The organism is Helicobacter pylori (assembly GCF_015904775.1).
Classification (GTDB): Bacteria; Campylobacterota; Campylobacteria; order Campylobacterales; family Helicobacteraceae; genus Helicobacter; species Helicobacter pylori_DM.
Genome location: NZ_JADZNC010000005.1, coordinates 54849 through 78578 on the forward strand (window position 1 = coordinate 54849; position 23730 = coordinate 78578).

Consider the following 23730-nt stretch of genomic DNA (forward strand, 5'->3'; position numbering starts at 1 on the left):
GTTTGATTTTTAAATTCATTTTTTTAATAGGATAGGGGGTATTTTGAAAAATTCTCCCCTACAACCCACAACTAAAAACCCCTTAAAGAGCGCTTTTTTAAGAGGTTATCGCTTGCTTTTTACAAGCTCTTTTGTTGTAAAAAAATACTTTGAATATTTTTTAAATAAGATGAGAAATAAAATAAAATTTTTTGAGCGCTTTTTAAGGATAAGGTTAAATTTTTAACTACCTTATTTCATCAAAAATATAAACAACGATTATTGTAAATCCCTATGATAGTGAAAATAGTGCGAGTGGTGTCCTTGGCGGGATTCGAACCCACGACCTTACGATTAGGAATCATACGCTCTATCCAGCTGAGCTACAAGGACATTTTATAAGAAAGCAAGAAACTCTATTGATAAGCCCCTTGCTGAGTGGATTAGATTTACTTGCCTTCTTCAACTTTTTGTTTAAGGGTTTTGCCGGGTTTGAATTTAGGTACTCGTTTGTCTTCGGTTTTATAAGTTTTATCGCTTCCTGGAACTTTACCCTCTTTGCCTTTTTGCTCTGCGGTTTCAAATTTGCCAAAACCAATCAACTCCACGCTCTCACCCTTGCTTAAAGCTGTTTGTACCGCTAGAGTAAAGGCACTGATCGCTTCTTCGGCTTCTCTTTTGCTGTTGTATTTACCCGCTTCTTTAACCAAATCAATAAATTCCGCTTTGTTCATGTGGATAACCCCTTTTCTAATAGATGCCAAAACCAAGCGGTTTAATCGCTTAGCCTGACTGATTGAGCGATAATTATAATCAAATCCTAAAGATAAATCAAGCAAAAACGCTTTTTTAAGGGGGTTTAACGCATAAAAAATTTAATTTTGTTGGGCGCTTTTTTTATCTTTAGCGTTAAGGATTAAAGGCGTGCCTAAAAAATTAAATTCTTTCCTTAAAGTGTTAATCAAATAGCGCTTATAACTGAAATGCAAGGCTTTAGGGCGATTCATTACGAGCGAAATTTGAGGGGGTTTGGTGGCAAATTGCGTGGCGTAATACACTTTCACTAATTTCCCTCCATCGCTTGGTAAGGGGTGTTTTTGGGTGGCTTGAAAAATCACGCTATTGAGCAAGCTCGTGGGAATGCGTTTGGAAAAACACTCATAGACTTCTATAATTTTATGCTTGATTTCATCTATATGGCGCGCTTTTAAGCAGCTGGTTGTGATCACAGGGGCGTATTCTAAAAAGCGGAATTTCCTTTTTAAGGTTGCCATGATCTCTTCATAAGGGGCGTAGCGGATGTCCCATTTGTTTAAAATGAGAATGATGCCTAAAGAGTGTTTATCCGCTAAAGAGCTGATCTTTTCATCCAATTCCACAAAAGGAGCGCTCACGTCTAAAACTAAAAGCGCGATGTGGGATTTTTCTAAGGCTTTTTGCGTGCGTTCTAGTGCGTATTTTTCAATGCCTAAGATTTTACCCCTATGCCTGATGCCAGCGGTATCCACAAAGCAGATTTTTTGATCGCCTATGAGAATGGTTTCATCTATAGGATCAATGGTAGTGCCAGCCACGCTAGAGACAAGGCTCCTTTCTTTTTTCGTGAGCGCGTTTAAGAGCGAGCTTTTGCCCACATTCACTCTCCCAATGATGCCTACTTGAATGATTTCTTCTTCTTTATTTTCTTCTAAAGCGTTATTAGGGGTTTCTAAGCTTTCTAAAATATCCGCATCCAAATCTTGCTCTATGATTTGGTTTAAATTCAATGCGTTCAATACCGCATCAATTAATGCGCTAATGCCTCTATTGTGCGAAACGGAGATGTTAAAACTCTTTGGCATGCCAAAAGAAGAAAACGCATAAGCTCGCTCTTTTTCTTTGTCGTTATCAATCTTATTGATCACTAAAAAGCAGTTAGGGTTGATCTTAAAAACCTCTCTAAAAAGCTTGATGTCTTCATCGCTAGGGATAGACTTGCCATCCACAACGTATAAAATCAAATCGCTCATTTGAGCGGCTTTTAAATTAAGGGCTTTGATTTCTTTAGACAAAAGAGCGTCTTTAGCCATGCCCCCTGTGTCTAGCAATTCCACTTCATGGCCATTTAGTGCGATTTTTCGTTTGTTAATGTCTCGTGTAGTGCCTGCAAAATCTGAAGTGATAGCGATCCTTTCTCTAGCCAAGCGGTTAAATAACGAGCTTTTCCCCACATTAGGCTGGCCTAAAATCGCAATGGTTTTTAAAGTTTTATGGCTTGTATTCATCTTTTTTATCGCTTCAATTTAATCAAAATTAGATTACAATATTATAGTTATTTAAAGCTTAAATAAGGGTCTAGCGTTGTTTTTAGTCAAAAAAATAGGCGTGGTAATAATGATTTTAATATGCTTTTTAGCTTGCTCGCAAGAGAGGTTTATCAAATTGCAAAAAAAAGCCCAAGAGCAAGAAAATGACGGCTCTCAACGCCCTAGCTATGTGGATTCGGATTACGAAGTCTTTAGCGAAACGATTTTTTTACAAAACATGGTGTATCAGCCTATAGAGGAAAGAAACGCTTTTTTCCAACTAACCAACGACGAAGACAATGACCCTAAAGAAACTCCTTTGATTTTATTGAATGAGCCAAGCGATAATAATGAAAAAAACCCGCTCTTATACCCAAATGAGTCTCACAACAACACTAATAATGCCAATAATGATATAAAAAACCCGTTCCTTTACAAACCAAAAAGAAAAACAAAAGATCCAAAACTCATTGAATATTCCCAACAAAATTTCTACCCCCTAAAGGACGGGGATATTGTTATGAGTAAAGAAGGGGATCAATGGCTGATAGAAATCAAATCCAAAGCCTTGAAGCGTTTTTTAAAAGATCAAAACGACAAAGATCGCCAGATCCAAACTTTCACTTTTAACGACACTAAAACGCAAATCGCGCAATTTAAGGGCAAAATTTCTTCGTATGTTTATACCACCAATAACAGCAATTTGAGTTTAAGGCCTTTTTATGAATCCTTTCTCTTAGAAAAAAAGAGCGATGATTTTTATACGATAGGGGCGATAGGGGATAAGGCTTTAGACGCCATTGAAATTCAAAAGTGTCAAATGGTGTTAAAAAAGCATTCAACCGATAAATTAGACAGCCAGCATAAAGCCATCAGTATTGATTTGGACTTTAAAAAAGAGCGCTTTAAGAGCGATACGGAACTTTTTTTAGAATGCCTTAAGGAAAGTTAGGGCGTTTATTACGACAATTTAGATTTTTTTGGGTAGCATGTTAGCGTTTCAAAGGCATGGATATTATTAAAAAGTAAGCTAAGGAATGTTTATGTGGATCACCCAAGAAATCACGCCGTATTTGCGTAAAGAATACACCATAGAAGCGAAATTATTAGATGTTAGAAGCGAGCATAATATCTTAGAGATTTTTAAATCTAAGGATTTTGGTGAAATTGCAATGCTTAACCGCCAGTTGCTGTTCAAGAATTTTTTGCACATTGAAAGCGAGTTGCTCGCTCATATGGGGGGTTGCACTAAAAAGGAGCTTAAAGAGATTTTAATCGTGGATGGGTTTGATTTGGAATTAGCCCACCAGCTTTTTAAATACGACACGCATATAGATTTTGTGCAAGCGGATGAAAAGATTTTAGACAGCTTCATTAGTTTTTTCCCCCATTTCCATGAAGTGAAAAACAACAAGAATTTCACGCACGCTAAACAACTCTTAGATTTAGACATTAAAAAATACGATTTGATTCTTTGCTTGCAAGAGCCAGATATTCATAAAGTGGATGGCTTAAAAAGAATGCTTAAAGAAGATGGGGTGTTTATTTCTGTAGCCAAACACCCATTATTAGAGCATGTGAGCATGCAAAACGCCCTTAAAAACATGGGCGAGTTTTTTTCTGTTGCCATGCCTTTTGTAGCGCCTTTAAGGATTTTGAGCAATAAGGGTTATATTTACGCTTCTTTTAAAACCCACCCCTTAAAAGATTTAATAGCGCCAAAAATAGAAGCGCTAAAAAGCGTGAGATACTATAACGAAGACATTCATAGGGCTGCATTCGCTTTGCCTAAAAATTTACAAGAAGTCTTGAAAGACAATATCAAATCTTAAAATGGTTTTAAAAAACGCTATCGCTCTAACAGGGGGGATAGGCACCGGTAAAAGCACCACCATTAAAATATTAGAATCGCAAGGTTATCAAATTTTAGATGCGGATAAGATCACCCATCAATTATTGCAAGAGCATCGGTTTAAAATCGCCCAACATTTTGGATCAGATATTTTAGAAAAGGATATTTTGAATCGTAAAAAACTTGGCGCTATCGTGTTTCAAAATGCTAATAAATTAAAGTGGCTAGAGGATTTTTTACACCCCTTAATCCGTGAATGCATGCTTAAAAAAGCCTATGAATTAGAAAAAAATCATCAAGCGTATTTTTTAGACATCCCTTTATTTTTTGAAGTGGGAGGTAAAAAATGCTATCCTGTGAGTAAAGTGGTTTTAATCTATGCACCAAGAGCTTTACAAATTGAGCGCCTTTTAGAGCGAGACAAACTCAAAGAATCTGAGATTTTGCAGCGCTTAGCTTGTCAAATAGATATAGAGCAAAAACGCGCCATGAGCGATTACATTATAGACAACAGCTCCAGTTTGAAAGATTTAAATAAGCAAGTTGAACGCTTTTTAAAAACGCTCTTATAAGCTCGTTTTATCTCTAAGCATGTTAAACTACCATTAAATTTTTTGTAAGGCTAAACACATGATCACTTTAAAACAAGCCCTTTCTTTATCTCAAGATGAATTAGAAACCCTTAAAAACGAAATTGACGCTAAGGTTAGAGCTTCAGATTTGAACGCTTATATTAAAGCCCCTAGCCTTAATGGCGCTAGCGCTAAGGGGGTGCCAATCCTTATTAAAGACAATATCAGCGTTAAGGGGTGGGAAATCACCTGTTCTAGTAAGATTTTAGAAGGCTATATTGCCCCTTATCATGCGAGCGTGATGGAAAACTTGCACCAAAACAGCATGGCAGGGTTTGGGCTTTCTAACATGGACGAGTTTGCGATGGGAAGCACCACAGAGTCTAGTTGCTATGGGATCACTAAAAACCCACGAGATAAAAACAGAGTGCCTGGGGGGAGCAGTGGGGGGAGTGCAGCAGCCGTGGCTGGGGGCTTAGCGGTGGCGGCTTTAGGGAGCGATACGGGCGGGTCTATCAGGCAGCCGGCGAGCTATTGCGGGTGCGTGGGGTTAAAACCCACTTATGGGAGGGTGAGCCGTTATGGTTTGATCGCGTATTGTTCTAGTTTTGATCAAATCGGGCCTATCACGCAAAATGTAGAAGACGCTTCTATTTTATTTGACGCCATTAGTGGGTATGATAGCAAGGATTCCACGAGCGCTAATCTCAAACCCACGCAAACCTTTAAAAACCTTAACAGAGACAAACGCTTTAAAATCGCTATCTTAAGGGATCACATTAAAGACGCGAGCAATGAAGTGCAACTCGCTTATGAGAACACTCTTAAAGCCTTGAAAGAAATGGGGCATGAGATTGTGGAAAAAAAGATGTTGGATTCGCATTATCAAATCTCTATTTATTATATTATCAGCATGGCTGAAGCGAGTTCGAATCTGGCCAGATTTGATGGGGTTCGTTATGGGAGGAGGGCTCAAAATATTAAAGATTTGAAAGAATTGTATCTCAAAAGCCGCAGTGAAGGTTTTGGCGATGAGGTGAAACGGCGCATCATGTTAGGGAATTTTGTCTTAAGCAGCGGGTATTATGACGCTTATTATTTGAAAGCCCAGCAAATGCGTTTGATAATTAAAGAGCAATACAACAAGATTTTTGAAGAAGTGGATTTGATTTTTACCCCTGTAGCCCCTACGAGCGCTCATTTATTCAACTACCATGCAAGCCCTTTAGAAATGTATTTGAGCGATATTTACACGATTGGGGCGAATTTGAGCGGTTTGCCAGCCCTTGCCCTGCCGGTCGCTAAAGATCCTTTAGGCTTGCCAATAGGGATGCAATTCATTGCTAAGGCTTTTGATGAGCAAAGCCTTTTAGACGTTTCTTACGCTTTAGAGCAAGAATTAGATTTAAAATTAGATTAAGGATAGAAAATGAGAATTTTACAAAGGGCTTTGACTTTTGAAGACGTGTTGATGGTGCCTAGAAAATCCAGCGTTTTACCTAAAGATGTGAGCTTAAAGTCTCGCCTAACTAAAAACATTCGTTTGAATATCCCCTTTATTAGTGCGGCTATGGATACGGTTACAGAGCATAAAACCGCTATCGCTATGGCGCGCCTTGGGGGTATTGGCATCGTGCATAAAAACATGGATATTCAAACGCAAGTCAAAGAAATCACTAAAGTTAAAAAAAGCGAGAGCGGGGTGATTAATGATCCTATTTTTATCCACGCGCACAGGACGCTAGCGGATGCTAAAGTCATAACGGATAATTACAAGATTTCAGGCGTGCCTGTGGTAGATGATAAGGGGTTGTTGATTGGGATTTTAACCAACAGAGATGTGCGCTTTGAAACCGATTTGAGTAAAAAAGTGGGCGATGTGATGACTAAAATGCCTTTAGTTACCGCTCATGTGGGCATTAGTTTGGATGAAGCGAGCGATTTGATGCACAAGCATAAGATTGAAAAATTGCCTATTGTGGATAAAGATAATGTCTTAAAAGGCTTGATCACGATCAAGGATATTCAAAAACGCATTGAATACCCTGAGGCTAATAAAGATGTTTTTGGGCGCTTGAGAGTGGGGGCGGCTATTGGAGTGGGGCAGTTGGATAGGGCTGAAATGTTAGTTAAAGCGGGGGTGGATGCGTTGGTGCTAGACAGCGCGCATGGGCATTCAGCCAATATCTTACACACTTTAGAAGAGATTAAAAAAAGTTTGGTAGTTGATGTGATTGTGGGGAATGTGGTGACTAAAGAGGCCACAAGCGATTTGATTAGCGCGGGAGCGGACGCTATTAAAGTGGGTATTGGGCCAGGAAGCATTTGCACCACTAGGATTGTGGCTGGGGTGGGAATGCCCCAAGTGAGCGCGATTGATAATTGCGTGGAAGTAGCGTCTAAATTTGATATTCCTGTGATTGCCGATGGAGGGATCCGCTATTCAGGCGATGTGGCTAAGGCTCTAGCCTTAGGGGCATCAAGCGTGATGATAGGCTCTTTACTCGCTGGCACAGAAGAATCTCCAGGGGATTTTATGATCTATCAAGGGAGGCAATATAAAAGCTATAGGGGCATGGGTAGCATTGGGGCTATGACTAAAGGGAGCTCTGATAGGTATTTTCAAGAGGGCGTGGCGAGTGAAAAGTTAGTCCCAGAAGGTATTGAGGGGCGTGTGCCTTATCGTGGTAAGGTTTCGGATATGATTTTCCAATTAGTAGGGGGCGTGCGCTCTTCTATGGGGTATCAGGGGGCGAAGAATATTTTGGAATTGTATCAAAACGCTGAATTTGTAGAAATCACTAGCGCGGGGTTAAAAGAAAGCCATGTGCATGGCGTGGATATTACTAAAGAAGCCCCTAATTATTATGGGTGAATTTTAAAAGAAAACAAGACAAATCGTTAAAAAACTCGTTAAAAAGCTTGGTTTAATGAGTTTTTAAAACTTAATTGCTACAATTAAGGAAATTTTCAATAAGGCTTAGAGAAACTTTTTCATGGAACACAGAGTATTTACTATTGCTAATTTTTTTAGCTCCAATCATGATTTTATCACCGGGTTTTTTGTCGTTTTGACAGCGGTTTTGATGTTTTTCATTTCGCTTGGTGCGTCGCGCAAAATGCAGATGGTACCTATGGGTTTGCAGAATGTGTATGAGAGCATTATTAGCGCGATTTTGAGCGTGGCTAAGGATATTATAGGCGAAGAATTAGCCCGCAAATACTTCCCCCTAGCAGGCACGATCGCTTTGTATGTCTTTTTTTCTAACATGATAGGCATCATTCCTGGTTTTGAATCCCCTACGGCTAGCTGGAGCTTTACGCTGGTTTTAGCGCTGATTGTGTTTTTTTATTACCATTTTGAAGGCATTAGAGTGCAGGGCTTTTTTAAGTATTTCGCTCATTTTGCAGGTCCTGTGAAGTGGCTCGCTCCTTTCATGTTCCCTATTGAGATCATCTCGCATTTTTCTAGGATTGTGTCTTTATCGTTTCGTTTGTTTGGGAATATTAAGGGCGATGACATGTTCTTGCTCATCATGCTTTTATTAGTGCCTTGGGCGGTTCCTGTAGCGCCCTTTATGGTTTTGTTTTTCATGGGGATTTTACAAGCTTTTGTTTTCATGATTCTCACTTATGTGTATTTGGCAGGGGCTGTTTTAACCGATGAAGGGCATTAAGCGAAACATTCTTGTTCGGATTTAATATTGTTTTTTAAAACTTTGTTTTATGGTAAAGCTTAAAAGGATAGGGGGGTGGTTTTGAAACCATGTTCCCCCTTATCCTTTGATAACGCTTTTTAAAATTACCGCTTGCTTGTGTAAGTTCTATTTTATTATCAATACCCAATTTTAATAGCTTTTATAATTTTTTAAGCAATCATTAGATAAAATCCACCATACTTCTGTTTTGGATGTGTTTGGGTTTTAGAAGTGTTACTTTTTTATAACTTTTTCATATTCTTATGGGTATGTTGTCATTTTTTTACCGGAGAATTTTATCTTGAAAAACATTTATGTAGGGAATTTGGTTTATAGTGCTACTAGTGAGCAAGTTAAGGAGCTTTTCAGTCAATTTGGCAAAGTTTTTAATGTCAAGCTGATCTATGACAGAGAAACGAAGAAACCTAAAGGTTTTGGCTTTGTAGAAATGCAAGAAGAGAGCGTTAGCGAAGCGATTGCTAAATTGGATAATACGGATTTTATGGGCAGAACGATTAGGGTAACCGAAGCCAATCCTAAAAAGTCTTAATCTTAAAGCATTAGAAAATTAGAAAATAATTTTCTAATGCGTTTCATTCTCTTAATGCGTCTTATTTAGATTGCTTATAGAAGCTAAAAGGGGTTAAAACCCTTTTAAAATCCATTTAAAGATTGTAATCCATTCTTAAAAGCGATTAAAAACGAGCTTTACTCTAATCAAATAGGGGCAGCTAAAGCTTTAAAACGCTCTTTAGTATTTTTTATTATTAATTATACAAACTGCCAATATTTCAAGTATTTGAAATGGAGTTCTCTCATTAGAGCGATTTTGGGGCTGTAGGACTCTTCTTTTCGCGCTATCGTAGAGATTTGCTCATCATCAGCGATCACAAAAGGTTGTAACACCAGATTTTTCACGCCATGGATAAAAGTAGCGTCCATTATCGTATCCACAGGAACAACCCATTTTCGGCTGTGTTTCAAAAAAACTTTGGCAATCTTGGGCGTGATCACATAGCCTTGCGTCCCCACCCCATGACTATAAGCTTTAATAATCCCCACACGCTCTTGTATCTCGTGGTTTTTATGGCTCAATGGCTCACTTTTCACGCTGGGGTCATACAACAAATGCATCAAACGCACATAGCCTAGTTCTTGGATGTGTTTTTCTAAAAAATCCAAGCCCTCTTTAAAATTCTCTTTCAAGGTTATATCGTCTTCTAAAATACAGATCGCTTCATTGAGTTCTATGCATTTTTCCCATAAGGAATAATGGCTCGCATAGCACCCAAGCTCCCCCAAGCTCATAAACTTCGCATGGTATTTTAAAGCGTAATAAAACTTAGAAACCTCACTGATGAGATTGGTTGTAATCCCCATGTCTTTGATGTTTTGCGTGATGAAATAAGGGTGTAAATGCTTTTTCACTAAGGGGTGCAACCCGCCTTCAAAAGTTTTAGAATAAATCGCATCAAAAATTTGCGCTTGGTGGTGGGTGGCATTGATGCTATTGAGTAAAGTCGTGGTGTCTCTAAAAACCAAACCAAATGTATCGCACACTTTTTGATTTAAAGAAATGATAAAAACACGCAAAGCTTAAACTCCCATAATTTTTAATAGAGTATATCGTTTTTAGGCTCTGTTTTACAATAAAACTCTTAAGAGAATAGGGGTATTAAAGTAGTTCTCCCCCCTACAACCCCCAACTAAATCCCCACAACCCCCTAAGGAGCGCTTTTTTGATCAAACAAGTTCTTTTATTATATTGATTGTAAAAAATGTTTTAAGCGTTTTTAAATTTTGTGATCAATACCCAACTAAAAACCAATAGCAAGAGAACGAAATAATATTGCGGCTAAAATAAGATTAAAATAACAAAACCTAAAATACCTTACAAGCTTTGAAAATCCAATGAATGTTTGAAGCGAGAACTTATAGCCCTAAAATCTAGGGCTATGAGCTTGATTTAATGGTGTTCTAAATAAGAAATCACGCTTAAGGCTGCCGTAGCACCATCGCTTGCAGCACAAACCACTTGCTTAGGGGCAAAAATGCGAATATCTCCTGCCGCAAACAAGCCCTGAACATTCGTTTTCATGGAAAAATCCACGACAATAGAGCCGTATTCATCGCATTCGCATAGCATGGAGTTATCTTCTTGTTTTAACACAGCGTTATTCACATCATAACCCACAAAAATAAAAAACCCCGGCACAACTAATTCTCTTTTTTCGTTAGTGGCTGTGTTTTTAATGCTTAAAGAAGACACGCCAGAAGCATCGCCCTTGATTTCTTCCACCACATAAGGGGTTAAAAACTCAATCTTATCATTGTTTTTGGCATGTTCTAAAGTGATAGGTGCACACCTAAAACCATCTCTTCTGTGGATGAGATAGACTTTTTTGCAGATGTTGGCTAGATAAATCGCCTCTTCTACGGCGGTATCGCCCCCACCAAGCACCGCTACTTCCTTATTTTTGTAAAAGAAGCCATCGCATGTCGCGCAAGTGCTAACGCCTTTACCCCAATATTCTGACTCGCCCTTGATGCCTGTGCGTTTAGGGCTACCACCGGTAGCGATAATCACGCTCTTAGCTTCAAAAGTCTTGCCATCTTCTGCCAAAATAACAAAATGAGAGTCTTTTTTAGAAACCCTTTGAATAGCGGTCATCTCATGCTTTAAGCCAAAGCGAAAGCATTGCTCTTGCCATGGTTGCATGAAATCCAACCCGCTCACCACTTCCTTAACGCCCGGATAGTTTTCAATCTCACTACTGCCAGTGATTTGCCCTCCAGGCATTCCTTTTTCAAATAAAACGGCGTTTTTAACACCGCCTCTAGTCGCATAAAGCCCCGCGCTCAAACCCGCAGGACCACCTCCAATAATCGCGCAATCTATCATGGCTACTAGCCTAGAAGTTTGTTCAATTGCTCTTTTAAAGCAACTTTAGTTTGCACGCCCACCAACTGATGGACGACTTCGCCATCTTTTGTGAATAAAAGCGTAGGAATGCTTCTAATACCAAATTTCGCACTCAATTCTTCTTGCTCATCGGTATTGACTTTACAAATCTTAGCCTTACCTTCATATTCGCTAGCTAATTCATCAATCACAGGGGATAGCATCTTACAAGGACCACACCATGGCGCCCAAAAATCCACTAACGCAACCCCTTTTTTAATGGTGCTTTCAAAATTTTCTTCAGTTAATTCAATATAGTGACTCATTGGTTACTCCTAATTATTCTATGATTTTGATTAACGAGAACTATCTTATCCTAAGAATGTTAATGAAACCGCATTGATTTTTTATAAAAATCTAAAAAGTGATATTTTCTAAAAGCTCAAATTTACCATTTTTCACAATAAGAGCGTCAATGCAAAAATCGCTATTGGGATCTTTTTGAGACAAATAACAGCGGATCGTTTTAATCATCTTTCTTAATTTACTCGGCGTGATCGCATAAATGGGATCAAAATTTTCCCCGCTTTTGACTTCAATGAAATGCAAAACCCCTTTTTTCAAAGCGATAATATCAATTTCGCCAAATTTTGAGAAAAAGTTCCTCTCCACCATTTCAAAGCCCAGTGTTTTTAAAAACCCGCAAGCTTCTTCTTCAGCCTTCAAGCCCTTTGCCCTGTGCTTGTTATTTAAAAAACGCATTCAATTTTCCAAACGGATCATTTTAGGGGTATCCAACACGCTTTGTAAATTTTCAAGCTCTTTAAGGGCGTTCAGCATAGACTTTTCGTTGGTGGTGTGCGTGGAAAATAAGATTTTAGCCTTGTTGGAATGCAAGATTTCTTTTTGCAAGACATTGTTGAGCGAAATATCATTTTGAGCTAAAATCGCACTAATTTGAGAAAAAACCCCTTTTTCATCGCTCACTAATAAGCGTGCATAATAAGCGCATTGGATTTCTTCTTTGGGTTTTAGGGGGAGTTTTTGAGGGGTTTCAAAGCCTAGCATTAGAGAGCTTTTTTTCCTTGCGATTTCTATAATATCGCTAATGACCGCGCTTGCGGTAGGCTCTCCCCCAGCCCCAGCCCCATAATACAAAGTCTCGCCCACCTTATCCCCTATAACGCTGATAGCGTTCATCACCCCATCCACTTTAGAGAGCATGCATTCGTTTTTAATCATGCTTGGATGCACCCTTAATTCAATGCAATCTGGGTGTTTTTTAGCGATGCCTAAAAGTTTGATGCTATAACCAAACTCTTTAGCAAACTCCATGTCATCTGGCTCTATTTTTTCAATGCCTTCAATCAAGATTTCTTCTAATTTCGCATCAATGCCATACGCTAAAGACGCTAAAATCAACAATTTGTGCGCCGCATCAATGCCTTTAATGTCAAATTCAGGGTTCAATTCCGCATAGCCTAAATGCTGCGCGTCTTTCAAAGCGTCCTTAAAGCTCGCTTGATTTTTAAACATCTGGCTTAAAATGTAATTGCTTGTGCCGTTTAAAATCCCTTTAAAAGAAAGGATGTGATTAGCGCTCAAGCCGTCTTTTAAAGCCTTGATAATAGGGATACCCCCACACACGCTCGCTTCAAAGCCTATGGGGGTGTTTTTAGCGGTTTGCTCTAATTCATAGCGGTGGTACGCTAACATGGCTTTATTGGCTGTAACGAAGGCTTTTTGTTTGCCTAAAGTTTTTTTAGCTAAAAGATAAGGCGCTTCCACCCCACCCATAAGCTCCACGATAATATCAATTTCTTTATCTTCTATCAAGCTTTCTAGATCATCGCTGATTTCAAAAGCATAGCCCTTGTGCTTTTTCACGTCTCGCACCACCGCTTTTTTAATTTTAATTCCCACACCGGCTCTGTCTTTGATGATTTCTTGATTTTCTTGTAAGATTTTAGCGACCGCGCTCCCCACACACCCTAAACCCACAAGCCCTATATTCAATCTTTTTTTCATGTTTTTTCCTTTAGATTCGTTTTTTTAACACGGCGTTTTTTTCCTGCTCGCTCGCTTTTTCTATCGCTTCAAAACTCCCAAAATAATCCAACAATTTTTTCACGCTGGCTTCTCCTATACCCTTTTCTTTTAAAAGAGCGATTTGTTTCATGTTTTTAAGTTTAGTGGATCTATGGAAGTTTATCGCATACCGGTGGCTTTCATCGCGCAATTTTTGCACCCACTGCAAGCGTTTGTCGCTAGGGAGCAATTTAAAAGTATCGCTAGGCGTATGGATGATGTCTTTAGCGCCCCCTTTAGAGCGATAAGCTTTAGAATCCCTTTTTTCTTTAGAAATAGCGATCACTTCTACAAAACTCCCGCTGCTTTTTAAAATTTCTAAAGCGATGTTTAATTGCGCTCTCCCTCCATCGATCACCCACAAATTAGGCGGTGGCTCTTTGGCAAAGTCTAAGGCTCTTCTGGTGAGCAACTCGCTCATTTGAGCGTATTCGTTAGAGCCTTTTAAATGGTAGCACCGATAAGAGTTTTTTTGAAATGCATTGTTTTCATACACGACCATTCCTCCCACGCATTGGCTGTTTGAATGGTGGCTTGTGTCAAAGATTTCCACTCTATAAGGCACGCACTCTAAATTAAAAAGCGATCGCGCTTCTTCTAAAATCCGATCTTCACTAGAGGTTTTTTCTTGGCTAAAAATCTCTTGAGCGTTTTTCATAGCGATTTCTATTAAAGCGAGCTTATCGCCTTTTTTAGGAATGCTAAGAGCGATTTTTTTAGAGTATTGGTGGGAGATAAATTCTTGCAATTCTTTAAGCGTTTCATTAGAGCAAGCGCTCAATAAGATCTGTTCAGGCATCAAAGGCAAATGCGATTGGTAATGATTGATAATGGCTTGTTTCATCGCTTCATCAGTGTCAAACCCATTAAGAGAGTGGATTTTTTCAAACGCTGAAGAAATGATTTTACCCCCACGCATAAACATCTTCACCAACACCGCCTTATTGCTTGCGCCATAAAAAGCAAAAATATCCAAATCATAGAGTTTGGCCAAATCCATGCAAGTGAAAGGGGCGATTTTTTGGATTTTAGCTATCCTGTCCCTGTAAATGAGAGCTTCTTCAAAACGCAAGTTACTAGAAAGGCGCTCCATTTTTAATTCAAGCTCCTTGATGAGTCTGTCTTTATTTTCAATCATTTCTAAACATTTTTTAGCGATTTTCAAATACTCTTCTTTGGTGATTTTATCCTCGCATGGGGCTTTACAACGCTCTATTTGATAAAACATGCACGCCTTTTTATCTTTGATGCAATTTTTCTTTTGAACCAACGGGAGCAATTCATACAAGCTGTCCAAAATATCCTTAGCCCCGCTCGTAAAAGGGCCAAAATATTTAACGCCAGGCTGTTTTAAAATTTTTCGTGTGATTAAAGGGATAGGGAAATCAGTGGAAAAATCCATGTAAATATAAGGGTAAGTTTTATCGTCTCTTAAAAGAATATTGTATTTGGGCTTGAGCTGCTTGATTAAAGAATTTTCTAAAATCAAAGCGTCTTGCTCGTTTTCCACTAAAATGGTTTCTAAAAAAGCGATTTGTTTGACCATCATTTGGATGCGTAAGCTTATGCGATGATTGGGCGTGATTTCATTATTGCGGATAGAAAAATAGCTTTTGATGCGTTTTTTTAAGTTTTTCGCTTTACCGATATAGAGTAATTGGCGGTTTTTATCAAAATATTGATACACGCCACTGCTATTAGGAAGGTTTTTCAAACTGGACAATAAATCAGCCATTCATTCCTCAAAAAAACTTCGTTGGTAGTGGATCAAAGCGCGCGCTTTTTCAAAACATTCATGCAAACGAGCGTCTTTAATGGGGTTATGGAACAACCCTAAAGTGCTAGGGCGAAAAAAACGGGCTTGTTTTTTAATGGGGGCATAAAAATTGGCTTTTTTTAGCGCGTCTTTAGGCACATAACCTAAAATTTCTAACCCATTCAACCCGTCAAACCCATAAGCATGCCCTTGCGTGTTTAAAAAATGGCTGATTTCTTTAGCGAATCGCTGGTTAAATTCTTTAGAAGCCCAAAGATCTTTAAACGCAAAAAGCAATTTAGAGTCTCTTATGAAGATAAAAAGCAAATTTTCTTGTAAACTTAAAGGCATAAAAACCTTAAGCTTTTTGAGTTTCAAAAGGGTTTCAAGCTTTTTATAAGACTTTTTTTGAATGAGTAAGGAGAAAATATTTTGTTCCATAAACTGATCTTAACATGCTTTTTAACGCTTGTGGCAATAACGATTCAAGCTTGCGGCTATAAAGCCCCCCCATTCAATGAAAAACCCGCTAAAAAAACTTCAAACAGCTCTAATTCTTCTATGCAAACGCCCACCAACAGCACCACTCCAGAATTTTTAAACGAGCCTTAAAATCATTGCTCTTATTTAAGGGCTTTGATTTCTAGGGTTTTTGTGGCTAACTTTTGCACCTCGCTCTCATCATGCGTTACCATAATGAAAGTAGCGTGAGAATTTTGGTGTATCTCTTTGATGAGATCTTGCAAATTCTTACGATTAAAACTATCTAAAGCGCTAAAAGGCTCGTCTAATAAAATGAGTTCTGGCCTGTGGATAATCCCCCTAATAATGCCCACTCTTTGGGCTTGCCCCCCGCTCAATTCGTTAGGGAATTTATCCATAAGGCTCTCATCTAACCCCATTTTTAACGCTAAGGCTTTGGCTTCTTTTTGAGAGGCTTCTTTTTCCATGCCTTGCAGATTAAGGCAAAAAGTCATGTTTTGCATGGCGTTTAAATGAGAAAATAAGGAATTGCCTTGAGCGATATAGCCTATTTTTTGGCGTAAAAAAGCGTTGTTTGAAAGGGTCTCATTAAAGATTTTAACGCTCCCCAAACTGGGTTTTAAAAGCCCTAAAATCAAGCCTAAAAGCGTGCTTTTACCGCTCCCGCTCTCCCCTAAAACGCATAAAAAATCCCCTTCTTGAATGCTTAAATTAAAATCTTTAAAAACAGCACGATTGTGGTAGTTAAAAGACACATTCTCTATTGTAACGATTTCTTTCATGCTTATAACCCCAAGCTTTCTAAAAAATCTTTAGCTACGATTTGGGGGCTTTTTTTCAACGCTTCCACCTGATAATTTAAATCTTGCATTTTTTCATCGCTAATTTTTGAATCCAATTTTTCTAAGATTTTTAATACTTCAGGATACTTTTTTATCATTTCTTTTCTTATAACAATACCGGCCTGATAATTAGGGAAAAACCCTTTATCGTCCTTAAGCACCTTTAAATCCAACTCTTTGATTTGAGCGTCTGTAGTGAAGACATCTAAAGCGTTGATTTTATGGGATTCAAAACTTTTATAACGCAAATTAATATCCATTTCATGCAAACTTCTAAAACGAAAGCGGTAAGCTTTCACTAAGCCCTTAAAAGCGTCCTCTCTTTCAAAAAAGTCAAACTCCGCTCCAAAATCAAAATTTGGGCTATGAAGGGCTAAATCGCTGAAAGTTTCAATCGCGTATTTTTGAGCGTCTTCTTTAGAAATCGCTAAGGAATAGGTGTTGTTAAAGCCCAAAAGCCCCACCCATAAAAGATTAAATTCCTTCTCATAACGCTTTTTAATCGTTTCAAAATCCACTTTTTGCGTCAAAGGGTTTTTGAGCGTATTCACCCAAGCGGTGCCGGTATATTCCACATACAAATCAAAATCGCCCCTAATTAATGCCGGATGGATATTCATCGTCCCCCCACCAATGCTAAACGCTCGCTTGATAGGAATGTGGTGTTTTTCTAACAAAAGGCTTAAAATCTCGCCCAAAATATACTGCTCGCTGCTAGGTTTTGTGGCCACGACTAAGGGCTTTTCTTCTATGGCGTTTCTAGGAATGAGCCATAAAGCGCTCGCTAGCAATAAAAAAAGAAACACCGCTAAATTAGTATAAACTCTTCTTTTTTGTTTTTTGGTGGCGTTTTGAGAAAATAGGCGTTGTAAGGCGTTTTCATGCTGAAAGACGCTCACAAATTTATCCGCTAAAACACTAAAAAGAGCTATGATCAAACTACCTGCTACTAAAAGCGTGGTGTTTTGCGTGTTTAGCCCTCTAAAAATCGCCTGCCCTAAGCCTCCAGCCCCAATGAGCGCCCCAATCCCAGCCATCGCTACTAACATCACCACCGCAATCCTTAAGCCCGCTAAAATTTGGGGGATAGCGAGCAAGAATCGCACCCTAAAAAACAACTCTTTGGGGTTACACCCTAGCCCAATAGCGGCTTTAATGATCTCTTCTCTCACCTCTTTTAAAGCGTTATAAGTGCTATGGACAATGGGTAATAAGCCGTATAAGACCAACACTAAAAGCGCGTTTTTTAGCCCCACCCCAATCACAGGAATGAATAACGCAAATAACGCAAGCGATGGGATGGTGTAGAGGAAATTCACCACAGGGAGCAAAAACGCTCTAGCCTTTGAATTATAAAACACAAAAACCCCAATCAAAACCCCAAACACCAGCACGAGAAAACCAGAAAGTGCAACGATGATAAAATGTTGCGCAATCAAATCTATAAAATAAATGAAGCGATCATGAAATCCTTGTATCAAATGTTTTACCACGCTTATTTTTAACACTATGGCAACTAAATGCTGTGTGATTACATCTATAGAATGGAGCAACCATTCATACAATTCTTTGAATAAATGTTTAAAAACGCCCATGCTTGGCATTATAACTAAACTTATTTGAATAAAGGGGTTTTAAAACGCTAAAGGCATTCTTTAATGTTGGTTGCAGGTTAAAACTGAAAGGTGCGTTTGCCTAAATTGGTGCTAACTTCTATCCATAGGGGCTGGTTTTCGCATAAAATTTCATAGGCTACGCTTTGATTCCTCACTAAAGAAACGCTTTTAGGCGTGGGGTAGAGCGAGCAAGAACGCCCTTGATTGATGTCAATCTTTAAAATAACCACGCTCTCCACTACAGCGCTCACCTTTAAATAATACGACTCCCTAGCCCCTTGCCATTCTAAATAGGGCGTTTCTTGGGGGACAATCTCTAACGCTACTAAAGGGCTTTGAGCCAGTTTCAAGCGCGTTTTTTGCTCCTGCTCTTTTAGTTCTTGTTCTCTGTTGATCCCCTTATCAATCAAATCAAAAAGGTTTGAAGAAGCGTCCTTTTCTCTAGCAATAAGGCTCGCTAACAACAAAAAGATTAACAAAAAAATTCGTTTCATGCGATTCATTCTTGCTGTTTGTGGGGATTGAATTCTTCATCTAAAATAGAGTGGATCTTACTCAAATCGTTCGCATCGGTTGAAAAAAAGATTTCCACACGATTGTTTTTCATTCTGTTTTCTAGGGAGTCATTAGGCGCGATAGGGTTGGTAGAGCCGTAAGAAGAAAAAGACAATTGGTTAGGATCCACGCCGTATTGTATAAGGACTTTCATCACCCTATAAGCGCGATTGGCGGCTAATTCATAGTGGCTTTTAAAACGGGTTTTAGTTAAAGGCGTGTTGTCTGTAAAACCTCTCACATTAATATGCACCCTTTTAGGGAGTTTTTGAATGATTTTAGCGATCCGTTCAAGATAAAGCATCATGTCTTGATTGATGGCGTCTGAAGTGGCGTTTTCAAACAACAAACTAGAGGGGAGCTTTAAAACAGAGCCTTGATCAATTTGCTCTAAAACACTGCCTTCGCCTTTGCGAGCGATAGTGGCTTTTGTTTCGGTATTTTGCGAAGCCGGTTTGGAGCTTTCGCTCGCCATTTGCTCTTCTTCTTTCCCTGAATCAGGGGGGATCACTACAACCGGCTGCATCGCCTCTGGCTTAGGGGCGTAATTAAAAATCTTAATAAATTCGGTTTTTAAGGCTTCCACTTTAGATTTATTGACCGCTGAAATGGCATAAAGAGCGATAAAAAGCGCGAGCAACAACGACAAAAAGTCTGCATAAGGAACCGCCCATTTTTCGCCGGCGGGGCATTCGGTGGGTTTGTTTTTCTTAGCCATCTTTAGCCCTCAAATTGAGATTTTTTAGGCTCACCGGGAGCGATGTAGTTTAAGAGTTTGTTTTCTAAATCCCTTGGGTTTTCCCCATTAGCGATGCCTAAAATCCCCTCTAAAAGAACGGTTTTTTCTTTGATAATGTCTTTAGATTTAGCCTTGAGCTTATGCCCAAAAGGGCCAAAAATCGCATAAGCACACATAATCCCTGTAACAGTGGCTGTAAAAGCCCCAGCGATCCCTGCTGCCATTTCAGCCGGGTTGTCTAGTTTTTGCAAGGCTAACATAAGCCCCATAACCGCCCCCACTAACCCCATAGTAGGAGCGGTCTCACCGGCCGTCTCCCAATAATGAGCGGCGCCGTGGTAATACTCTTCCATTTCTTCAATGCTGATTTCTAAGCTTTCCTTAACGGATTTTAAATCCTTGCCATCTATGATCATAGACAAGCCATTACGGGTGAAATCGTCTTCAATTTGCGCCACTCGCCCCTCTAAACTCAACACCCCATCTTTTCTGGCTAAAGTGGCTAATTCCACTAAATTTTTAATGGTTTCGTTTAAATTGATTTTAGGGTTTAAAAAAACAATTTTTATTTCTTTGTAAGCGGCTTTCACGTAACGAGCATGCGTGCCTGTCATGGCGGCAAAAAGCGAAGTGGGCACGATGATAATGACTGAACTCAAATGGATAATGTGTAACGGGTTACCATCTTCTAAAATATCGCCTAATGAAATAGAAGCGACCGCCAATACCAAGCCTAGTATGGTTGATAGATCCAAAACTTACCCCTTAATCTAAATTTCATAATCTTGTAAATGCGTGATTTTATGCGTGCCACAAACCCTACATTCAGGGTTTTTGGGTGCTTGAATTTTTTTAAAATCCATCGTTTTAATATCGGCTATAAGTAAAGTATTTATAAGTAAAGTTTCAAACCCTAAAAAATATTTAAGGCATTCGCTCGCTTGGATACACCCTAAAACCCCGGGTAAAACCCCAAAAAGCCCTGAAGTAGGATTCAATCCCTTTTTAGGGGGCTTATCAAAAACACACGCTAAGCATGTGCTATTAGGCAAAACGCTCATGCTTTGCCCCCTGTATTTTAAAACCCCGGCGTGCGAATAGGGTTTTTGGGCTAACACGCAAGCGTCATTGATCAAAAATTTAGCGTTGAAATTGTCTGTAGCGTCTATGATAAAATCATAAGGTTCTATGAGAGAAAGAGCGTTATGAGCCTTAAAGCGTTCTTCAAAAGCCTCTATTTCAATACCCGCATTGAGTTGTTTCAAGCGCGCTTTCGCGCTAGAGGCTTTAGATTGGTTTAAAAAATCCTGTGAATGGATGATTTGGCGTTGCAAATTACTCATATCTAGCACATCAAAATCTACAATGCCTATTTTTCCTATCCCAGCGGCACACAAATACATCAAAACCGCCGATCCAAGACCCCCAGCCCCAATGACTAAAACGCTAGATTTTAAAAGCTTCAATTGGCCTTCTTCGCCCACATCTTCTAGCATGATATGGCGCAAATAACGCTCTTTGTCTAGCCGGCTTAACAATTAAGCCATCCTTGAAACCCAAATTTTAGAATGCTCTCTTTCAGCAAAAAAACTCGTCTTATCCCCATGCCCTGGATAAATCTCTATGTCTTTAGAAAAATCTAAATTTTGAAACCTTAACAGGGACTCTTTCATGTCTTTTTCATTAGAATAAGGGAAATCATAACGGCCAATGCTGCGATAAAAAATAAAATCCCCGCTAAAAATCACCCCTTCTATTTCTATGATAGAGCAACCGGGCGTGTGTCCGGGAAAATGCCAGTATTTAATGGTAGTGTTTTCTATCTCTAAAGTGGTGCAACCCTTATTGCAAGGCACGCTAAAATTGGGGCTAAAAACCGGCATGCCTAAATGGAAAATATCATTTTCTAGCATGAACACATCGTCTTTTGGGGCGTAAATGGGGGTGTCTTTAAGGGTTTTTAACAATTGAGCGCTATCCCATACATGATCATAATGCCCATGCGTGATTAAAATCGCCTTAGGATTCTTGGCGTTTTCTAACACCCATTCGCTGCTAGAAAATCCGGGATCGATAATAAAATCCATCCCACTAGAAAGCTTCACAATATAAGCGTTTTCTTCCACCGCCCCGCATTCTCGCCTTAAAATTTCCACACTACTAACTCCCTACTAAACTAGCCTAAAAAGTCATTATAATTATAATATCATAGCGCAAAAATAAGGCGATTTTGACTAGAATAGCACTCTCTTATTGTTGGTTGAGATGAGTTTGAATGAAAGGAAAATCGTGCGATCGTTTGGGAATTACATGCAAGAGTGGCTTTATGGAGAAAAGGGGTATTACCGAAAAGCGCTAATCGGTCAAAAAGGGGATTTTTACACTTCGGTGTCTTTGAGTAAGTTTTTTGGGGGCGCTATGGCGTTTTATATCATCAAGCTTTTAGAAGAAGAAAAATTATTTTTGCCTTTAAAAATTGTAGAAATTGGCTCTCATCATGGGCATTTTTTGAGCGATATAGCCAGTTTTTTAAACGATTTGAGCGTGGGCGTAATGGAAAAATGCGAGTTTGTCAGCTGTGAGCCTTTAAAGGAATTGCAAAAACTCCAACGAACCATTTTCAAACAAGCCACGCAATTGGATCTGATGATCTGCGATCTGAAAGATCTAGATTTCAAGGGGCATGAAAGCGCGTTTGTTGTCTCTAATGAATTGTTTGACGCGTTCGCTTGCGAGATCATTAAAGACGATCAAATGCTTTTTATCACCCATGATCATCAGGGCGTTTGGGGCGATATTGATGAACCCACTAAAGAACTTCTTAAAAATTTGAATTTAAAACAAGGGTGCGCGCCGTTGTTTTTAGAGGCTTTTATTAAGGATTTGTTAGAGAAATTAAATCAGGCTTCTTCTTGGGTGTTTTTGAGCTTTGATTATGGCGATGAATTAGAGCGGAAAGACATGCATTTAAGGGCTTTTAAAAACCACCAAGCGCTGGATTTTAAGGATATTTTAAACCATCTGGCTTCTTTGTATCAGCAAAGCGATTTGACCTATGATGTCAATTTTTCTCTGGTGCGCTTTTTGTTTGAAAAATACCACGCGCAATTTTCATTCTTCAAATCGCAGGCTAACGCTTTGATTGATATGGGGATTATGGGGTTGTTAGAAACGTTTTCAAAGAGCGTGAGTTATGAAAGGTATTTAAAAGAAGCGGCTAAAATCAAGCCCCTAATTAGCCCTGGGGGTTTAGGGGAGCGTTTCAAAGCGTTAGAGTTTGTGAAAAAAAATAAAATGTAAATTAAAAGCGTTTTGACAATCTAATAATAATTAATAATAAAGAGTTTGTGTTTTTTTAAAGGGGGATTTATTTATTTAATATTGGTGTTTAAAAGAAAGAATCGCTATAATTTTGAAACAATTTAAGCCTATTGATGGGATAAAGGGGTTTTTTGAAAATTTTTCTTTCTTGTAAGTCTTTGTTGATCCAAAAGAGTTTGGAATTTTATTTGAGCGATTGCCTTTCTTCTGTGGAAGTTTGCGATCTTGTTTTAAGCGATGATGAAACGCTAGAGATTAATAAGCCCCTATGCTTTATAGAAGAGCGCTTAAGAAAGCCTTTCACCAAACAGAGCGTGAAAGAAGATGTAAAAAATTTTTATTGCGCTTTAAAGACGAGCGAAAAACCTTGCGAAGAAATGAAAATTTCTAAAGAGCAAAAGATTAAGCAATTGCTAGAAGAATACACCCAAAAATTATGCCAAATCATCAGCCAGTAAAAAAATTTAAGATTATTGGGGGGGCTTGTAAGGGATTGGGCTTGAATTTGCCTAACGTTTCTAGCACGCGCCCCACCAAAGCGATCGTAAGAGAGTCGTTTTTTAACACCTTGCAAGCAGAAATTATAGGAGCGCATTTTATAGAAGTGTTTTCAGGCAGCGCTTCTATGGGTTTAGAGGCTTTGAGTAGGGGGGCTAAAAGTGCGGTGTTTTTTGAGCAAAATAAAGACGCTTATAAAACGCTTTTAGAAAATATTTCCCTTTTTAAAAACCGCTTGAAAAAGGAAATGGAAATTCAAACCTTTTTAGATGACGCTTTCAAGCTTTTGCCCACGCTGTGTTTAAAAAATGGCGTTTTGAATATTATTTATTTGGATCCTCCTTTTGAAACGAGCGGGTTTTTAGGGATTTATGAAAAATGTTTTCAAGCTTTAGAAAGGTTATTAAACCGCTCTCATTCAAAAAATCTTTTAGTGGTTTTTGAGCATGAAAGCCTGCATGAAATGCCTAAAAGTCTTGTAACTTTAGCTATAATCAAACAGAAAAAATTCGGGAAAACCACTTTAACTTATTTTCAATAGGAA

27 protein-coding genes and 1 tRNA gene are annotated in these 23730 nt (G+C 38.8%); 11 read left to right on the forward strand and 17 right to left on the reverse strand.

Features of this window, described 5'->3' with window-relative positions; translation table 11 throughout:
* Positions 1-295 precede the first annotated feature (295 nt).
* The 3 genes from I6852_RS04195 to der all read right to left on the reverse strand — a co-directional run bounded on the left by I6852_RS04195 (position 296) and on the right by der (position 2243).
* Positions 296-372 (reverse strand) — tRNA-Arg (locus tag I6852_RS04195).
* Between the two features lie 56 nt (positions 373-428).
* A complete protein-coding gene (locus I6852_RS04200) occupies positions 429-713 on the reverse strand; it encodes an HU family DNA-binding protein (RefSeq protein ID WP_120896103.1) in 285 nt (94 codons plus the stop codon).
* 141 nt (positions 714-854) lie between these two features.
* The gene (der, locus tag I6852_RS04205; RefSeq protein WP_197291314.1) at positions 855-2243 is read right to left on the reverse strand and encodes a ribosome biogenesis GTPase Der; all 1389 of its coding nucleotides are present in this window, start codon (positions 2241-2243) and stop codon (positions 855-857) included.
* Between the two features lie 76 nt (positions 2244-2319).
* Between der and I6852_RS04210 the strand changes: the two genes are divergently transcribed.
* The 7 genes from I6852_RS04210 (at position 2320) to I6852_RS04240 (ending at position 8936) form a co-directional block, all read left to right on the forward strand.
* A complete protein-coding gene (locus I6852_RS04210) occupies positions 2320-3216 on the forward strand; it encodes a hypothetical protein (RefSeq protein WP_197291313.1) in 897 nt (298 codons plus the stop codon).
* A gap of 91 nt (positions 3217-3307) precedes the next feature.
* Positions 3308-4096, forward strand: coding sequence for a spermidine synthase (locus tag I6852_RS04215; protein WP_197291312.1), 789 nt, complete (start codon positions 3308-3310; stop codon positions 4094-4096).
* Between the two features lies 1 nt (position 4097).
* Positions 4098-4688 (forward strand): dephospho-CoA kinase, encoded by a 591-nt coding sequence (coaE, locus tag I6852_RS04220; protein WP_197291311.1) that lies wholly within the window; start codon positions 4098-4100, stop codon positions 4686-4688.
* Positions 4689-4746: 58 nt separating this feature from the next.
* Positions 4747-6108 (forward strand): Asp-tRNA(Asn)/Glu-tRNA(Gln) amidotransferase subunit GatA, encoded by a 1362-nt coding sequence (gatA, locus tag I6852_RS04225; RefSeq protein ID WP_197291310.1) that lies wholly within the window; start codon positions 4747-4749, stop codon positions 6106-6108.
* Between the two features lie 9 nt (positions 6109-6117).
* A complete protein-coding gene (gene guaB / locus I6852_RS04230) occupies positions 6118-7563 on the forward strand; it encodes an IMP dehydrogenase (RefSeq protein ID WP_197291309.1) in 1446 nt (481 codons plus the stop codon).
* Between the two features lie 121 nt (positions 7564-7684).
* Entirely contained in the window at positions 7685-8365 is a 681-nt protein-coding gene (locus I6852_RS04235; RefSeq protein ID WP_000401209.1) for a F0F1 ATP synthase subunit A, read from the forward strand.
* Positions 8366-8687: 322 nt separating this feature from the next.
* The gene (locus I6852_RS04240) at positions 8688-8936 is read left to right on the forward strand and encodes an RNA-binding protein (protein ID WP_000790561.1); all 249 of its coding nucleotides are present in this window, start codon (positions 8688-8690) and stop codon (positions 8934-8936) included.
* A 221-nt stretch (positions 8937-9157) separates the two neighbouring features.
* Here the strand turns inward: I6852_RS04240 and I6852_RS04245 are convergent, their stop codons facing one another.
* From I6852_RS04245 to I6852_RS04275, 7 genes are all read right to left on the reverse strand, one after another.
* Positions 9158-9979 (reverse strand): glycosyltransferase family 25 protein, encoded by an 822-nt coding sequence (locus I6852_RS04245; RefSeq protein ID WP_197291308.1) that lies wholly within the window; start codon positions 9977-9979, stop codon positions 9158-9160.
* Between the two features lie 373 nt (positions 9980-10352).
* On the reverse strand, positions 10353-11288 hold the full coding sequence (gene trxB / locus I6852_RS04250) for a thioredoxin-disulfide reductase (RefSeq protein ID WP_001943586.1): 936 nt from the start codon (positions 11286-11288) through the stop codon (positions 10353-10355).
* Positions 11289-11293: 5 nt separating this feature from the next.
* A complete protein-coding gene (trxA, locus tag I6852_RS04255) occupies positions 11294-11614 on the reverse strand; it encodes a thioredoxin (RefSeq protein ID WP_000020199.1) in 321 nt (106 codons plus the stop codon).
* A 91-nt stretch (positions 11615-11705) separates the two neighbouring features.
* Entirely contained in the window at positions 11706-12050 is a 345-nt protein-coding gene (locus I6852_RS04260; protein WP_127964101.1) for a YraN family protein, read from the reverse strand.
* The gene (locus I6852_RS04265; RefSeq protein WP_197291307.1) at positions 12051-13316 is read right to left on the reverse strand and encodes a homoserine dehydrogenase; all 1266 of its coding nucleotides are present in this window, start codon (positions 13314-13316) and stop codon (positions 12051-12053) included. It lies immediately after the preceding gene.
* A 10-nt stretch (positions 13317-13326) separates the two neighbouring features.
* A complete protein-coding gene (uvrC, locus tag I6852_RS04270) occupies positions 13327-15111 on the reverse strand; it encodes an excinuclease ABC subunit UvrC (RefSeq protein WP_197291306.1) in 1785 nt (594 codons plus the stop codon).
* The gene (locus tag I6852_RS04275; RefSeq protein WP_197291305.1) at positions 15112-15573 is read right to left on the reverse strand and encodes a hypothetical protein; all 462 of its coding nucleotides are present in this window, start codon (positions 15571-15573) and stop codon (positions 15112-15114) included.
* Here I6852_RS04275 and I6852_RS04280 point away from each other — a divergent pair.
* A complete protein-coding gene (locus I6852_RS04280; RefSeq protein ID WP_001847249.1) occupies positions 15565-15744 on the forward strand; it encodes a hypothetical protein in 180 nt (59 codons plus the stop codon). The two genes, I6852_RS04275 and I6852_RS04280, sit on opposite strands and share 9 nt — an antisense overlap.
* Positions 15745-15755: 11 nt before the next feature.
* Here the strand turns inward: I6852_RS04280 and egtV are convergent, their stop codons facing one another.
* The 7 genes from egtV to I6852_RS04315 all read right to left on the reverse strand — a co-directional run bounded on the left by egtV (position 15756) and on the right by I6852_RS04315 (position 21523).
* On the reverse strand, positions 15756-16397 hold the full coding sequence (egtV, locus tag I6852_RS04285) for an ergothioneine transport ATP-binding protein EgtV (RefSeq protein WP_197291304.1): 642 nt from the start codon (positions 16395-16397) through the stop codon (positions 15756-15758).
* A 2-nt stretch (positions 16398-16399) separates the two neighbouring features.
* Entirely contained in the window at positions 16400-18061 is a 1662-nt protein-coding gene (gene egtU, locus I6852_RS04290) for an ergothioneine transport permease/ergothioneine binding protein EgtU (protein WP_197291303.1), read from the reverse strand.
* A gap of 68 nt (positions 18062-18129) precedes the next feature.
* Positions 18130-18567 (reverse strand): hypothetical protein, encoded by a 438-nt coding sequence (locus I6852_RS04295; protein WP_025444993.1) that lies wholly within the window; start codon positions 18565-18567, stop codon positions 18130-18132.
* 5 nt (positions 18568-18572) lie between these two features.
* Positions 18573-19346, reverse strand: coding sequence for a flagellar motor protein MotB (motB, locus tag I6852_RS04300; RefSeq protein WP_001085364.1), 774 nt, complete (start codon positions 19344-19346; stop codon positions 18573-18575).
* A gap of 2 nt (positions 19347-19348) precedes the next feature.
* Entirely contained in the window at positions 19349-20122 is a 774-nt protein-coding gene (motA, locus tag I6852_RS04305) for a flagellar motor stator protein MotA (protein ID WP_000366184.1), read from the reverse strand.
* 15 nt (positions 20123-20137) lie between these two features.
* Positions 20138-20905: a HesA/MoeB/ThiF family protein gene (locus I6852_RS04310; RefSeq protein WP_197291302.1), complete on the reverse strand. Its 768-nt coding sequence runs from the start codon at positions 20903-20905 to the stop codon at positions 20138-20140.
* Complete coding sequence (locus tag I6852_RS04315; RefSeq protein WP_197291301.1) at positions 20906-21523, reverse strand: MBL fold metallo-hydrolase; 618 nt, start codon at positions 21521-21523, stop codon at positions 20906-20908.
* Positions 21524-21656: 133 nt separating this feature from the next.
* Here I6852_RS04315 and I6852_RS04320 point away from each other — a divergent pair, with 133 nt between their 5' ends.
* From I6852_RS04320 to rsmD, 3 genes are all read left to right on the forward strand, one after another.
* Complete coding sequence (locus I6852_RS04320; protein ID WP_197291359.1) at positions 21657-22667, forward strand: SAM-dependent methyltransferase; 1011 nt, start codon at positions 21657-21659, stop codon at positions 22665-22667.
* A 152-nt stretch (positions 22668-22819) separates the two neighbouring features.
* Complete coding sequence (locus tag I6852_RS04325) at positions 22820-23146, forward strand: dihydroneopterin aldolase (RefSeq protein WP_197291300.1); 327 nt, start codon at positions 22820-22822, stop codon at positions 23144-23146.
* Positions 23125-23727 carry a 16S rRNA (guanine(966)-N(2))-methyltransferase RsmD gene (rsmD, locus tag I6852_RS04330; RefSeq protein WP_197291299.1) on the forward strand — a complete coding sequence of 201 codons (603 nt, stop codon included), beginning with the start codon at positions 23125-23127 and terminating at the stop codon, positions 23725-23727. Before I6852_RS04325 ends, rsmD begins: the two co-directional genes overlap by 22 nt.
* Positions 23728-23730 lie beyond the last annotated feature (3 nt).

What these genes read in the sequence shown, in the direction of transcription:
- I6852_RS04265 (WP_197291307.1), bottom strand. Translation starts at nt 13,316, where the DNA reads ATGAAAAAAAGATTGAATATAGGGCTTGTGGGTTTAGGGTGTGTGGGG.
- trxA (WP_000020199.1), bottom strand. Translation starts at nt 11,614, where the DNA reads ATGAGTCACTATATTGAATTAACTGAAGAAAATTTTGAAAGCACCATT.
- I6852_RS04200 (WP_120896103.1), bottom strand. Translation starts at nt 713, where the DNA reads ATGAACAAAGCGGAATTTATTGATTTGGTTAAAGAAGCGGGTAAATAC.
- coaE (WP_197291311.1), top strand. Translation starts at nt 4,098, where the DNA reads ATGGTTTTAAAAAACGCTATCGCTCTAACAGGGGGGATAGGCACCGGT.
- egtU (WP_197291303.1), bottom strand. Translation starts at nt 18,061, where the DNA reads ATGCCAAGCATGGGCGTTTTTAAACATTTATTCAAAGAATTGTATGAA.
- gatA (WP_197291310.1), top strand. Translation starts at nt 4,747, where the DNA reads ATGATCACTTTAAAACAAGCCCTTTCTTTATCTCAAGATGAATTAGAA.
- I6852_RS04215 (WP_197291312.1), top strand. Translation starts at nt 3,308, where the DNA reads ATGTGGATCACCCAAGAAATCACGCCGTATTTGCGTAAAGAATACACC.
- I6852_RS04275 (WP_197291305.1), bottom strand. Translation starts at nt 15,573, where the DNA reads ATGGAACAAAATATTTTCTCCTTACTCATTCAAAAAAAGTCTTATAAA.
- guaB (WP_197291309.1), top strand. Translation starts at nt 6,118, where the DNA reads ATGAGAATTTTACAAAGGGCTTTGACTTTTGAAGACGTGTTGATGGTG.
- trxB (WP_001943586.1), bottom strand. Translation starts at nt 11,288, where the DNA reads ATGATAGATTGCGCGATTATTGGAGGTGGTCCTGCGGGTTTGAGCGCG.
- rsmD (WP_197291299.1), top strand. Translation starts at nt 23,125, where the DNA reads ATGCCAAATCATCAGCCAGTAAAAAAATTTAAGATTATTGGGGGGGCT.
- motB (WP_001085364.1), bottom strand. Translation starts at nt 19,346, where the DNA reads ATGGCTAAGAAAAACAAACCCACCGAATGCCCCGCCGGCGAAAAATGG.
- I6852_RS04235 (WP_000401209.1), top strand. Translation starts at nt 7,685, where the DNA reads ATGGAACACAGAGTATTTACTATTGCTAATTTTTTTAGCTCCAATCAT.
- I6852_RS04260 (WP_127964101.1), bottom strand. Translation starts at nt 12,050, where the DNA reads ATGCGTTTTTTAAATAACAAGCACAGGGCAAAGGGCTTGAAGGCTGAA.
- egtV (WP_197291304.1), bottom strand. Translation starts at nt 16,397, where the DNA reads ATGAAAGAAATCGTTACAATAGAGAATGTGTCTTTTAACTACCACAAT.
- I6852_RS04295 (WP_025444993.1), bottom strand. Translation starts at nt 18,567, where the DNA reads ATGAAACGAATTTTTTTGTTAATCTTTTTGTTGTTAGCGAGCCTTATT.
- der (WP_197291314.1), bottom strand. Translation starts at nt 2,243, where the DNA reads ATGAATACAAGCCATAAAACTTTAAAAACCATTGCGATTTTAGGCCAG.
- uvrC (WP_197291306.1), bottom strand. Translation starts at nt 15,111, where the DNA reads ATGGCTGATTTATTGTCCAGTTTGAAAAACCTTCCTAATAGCAGTGGC.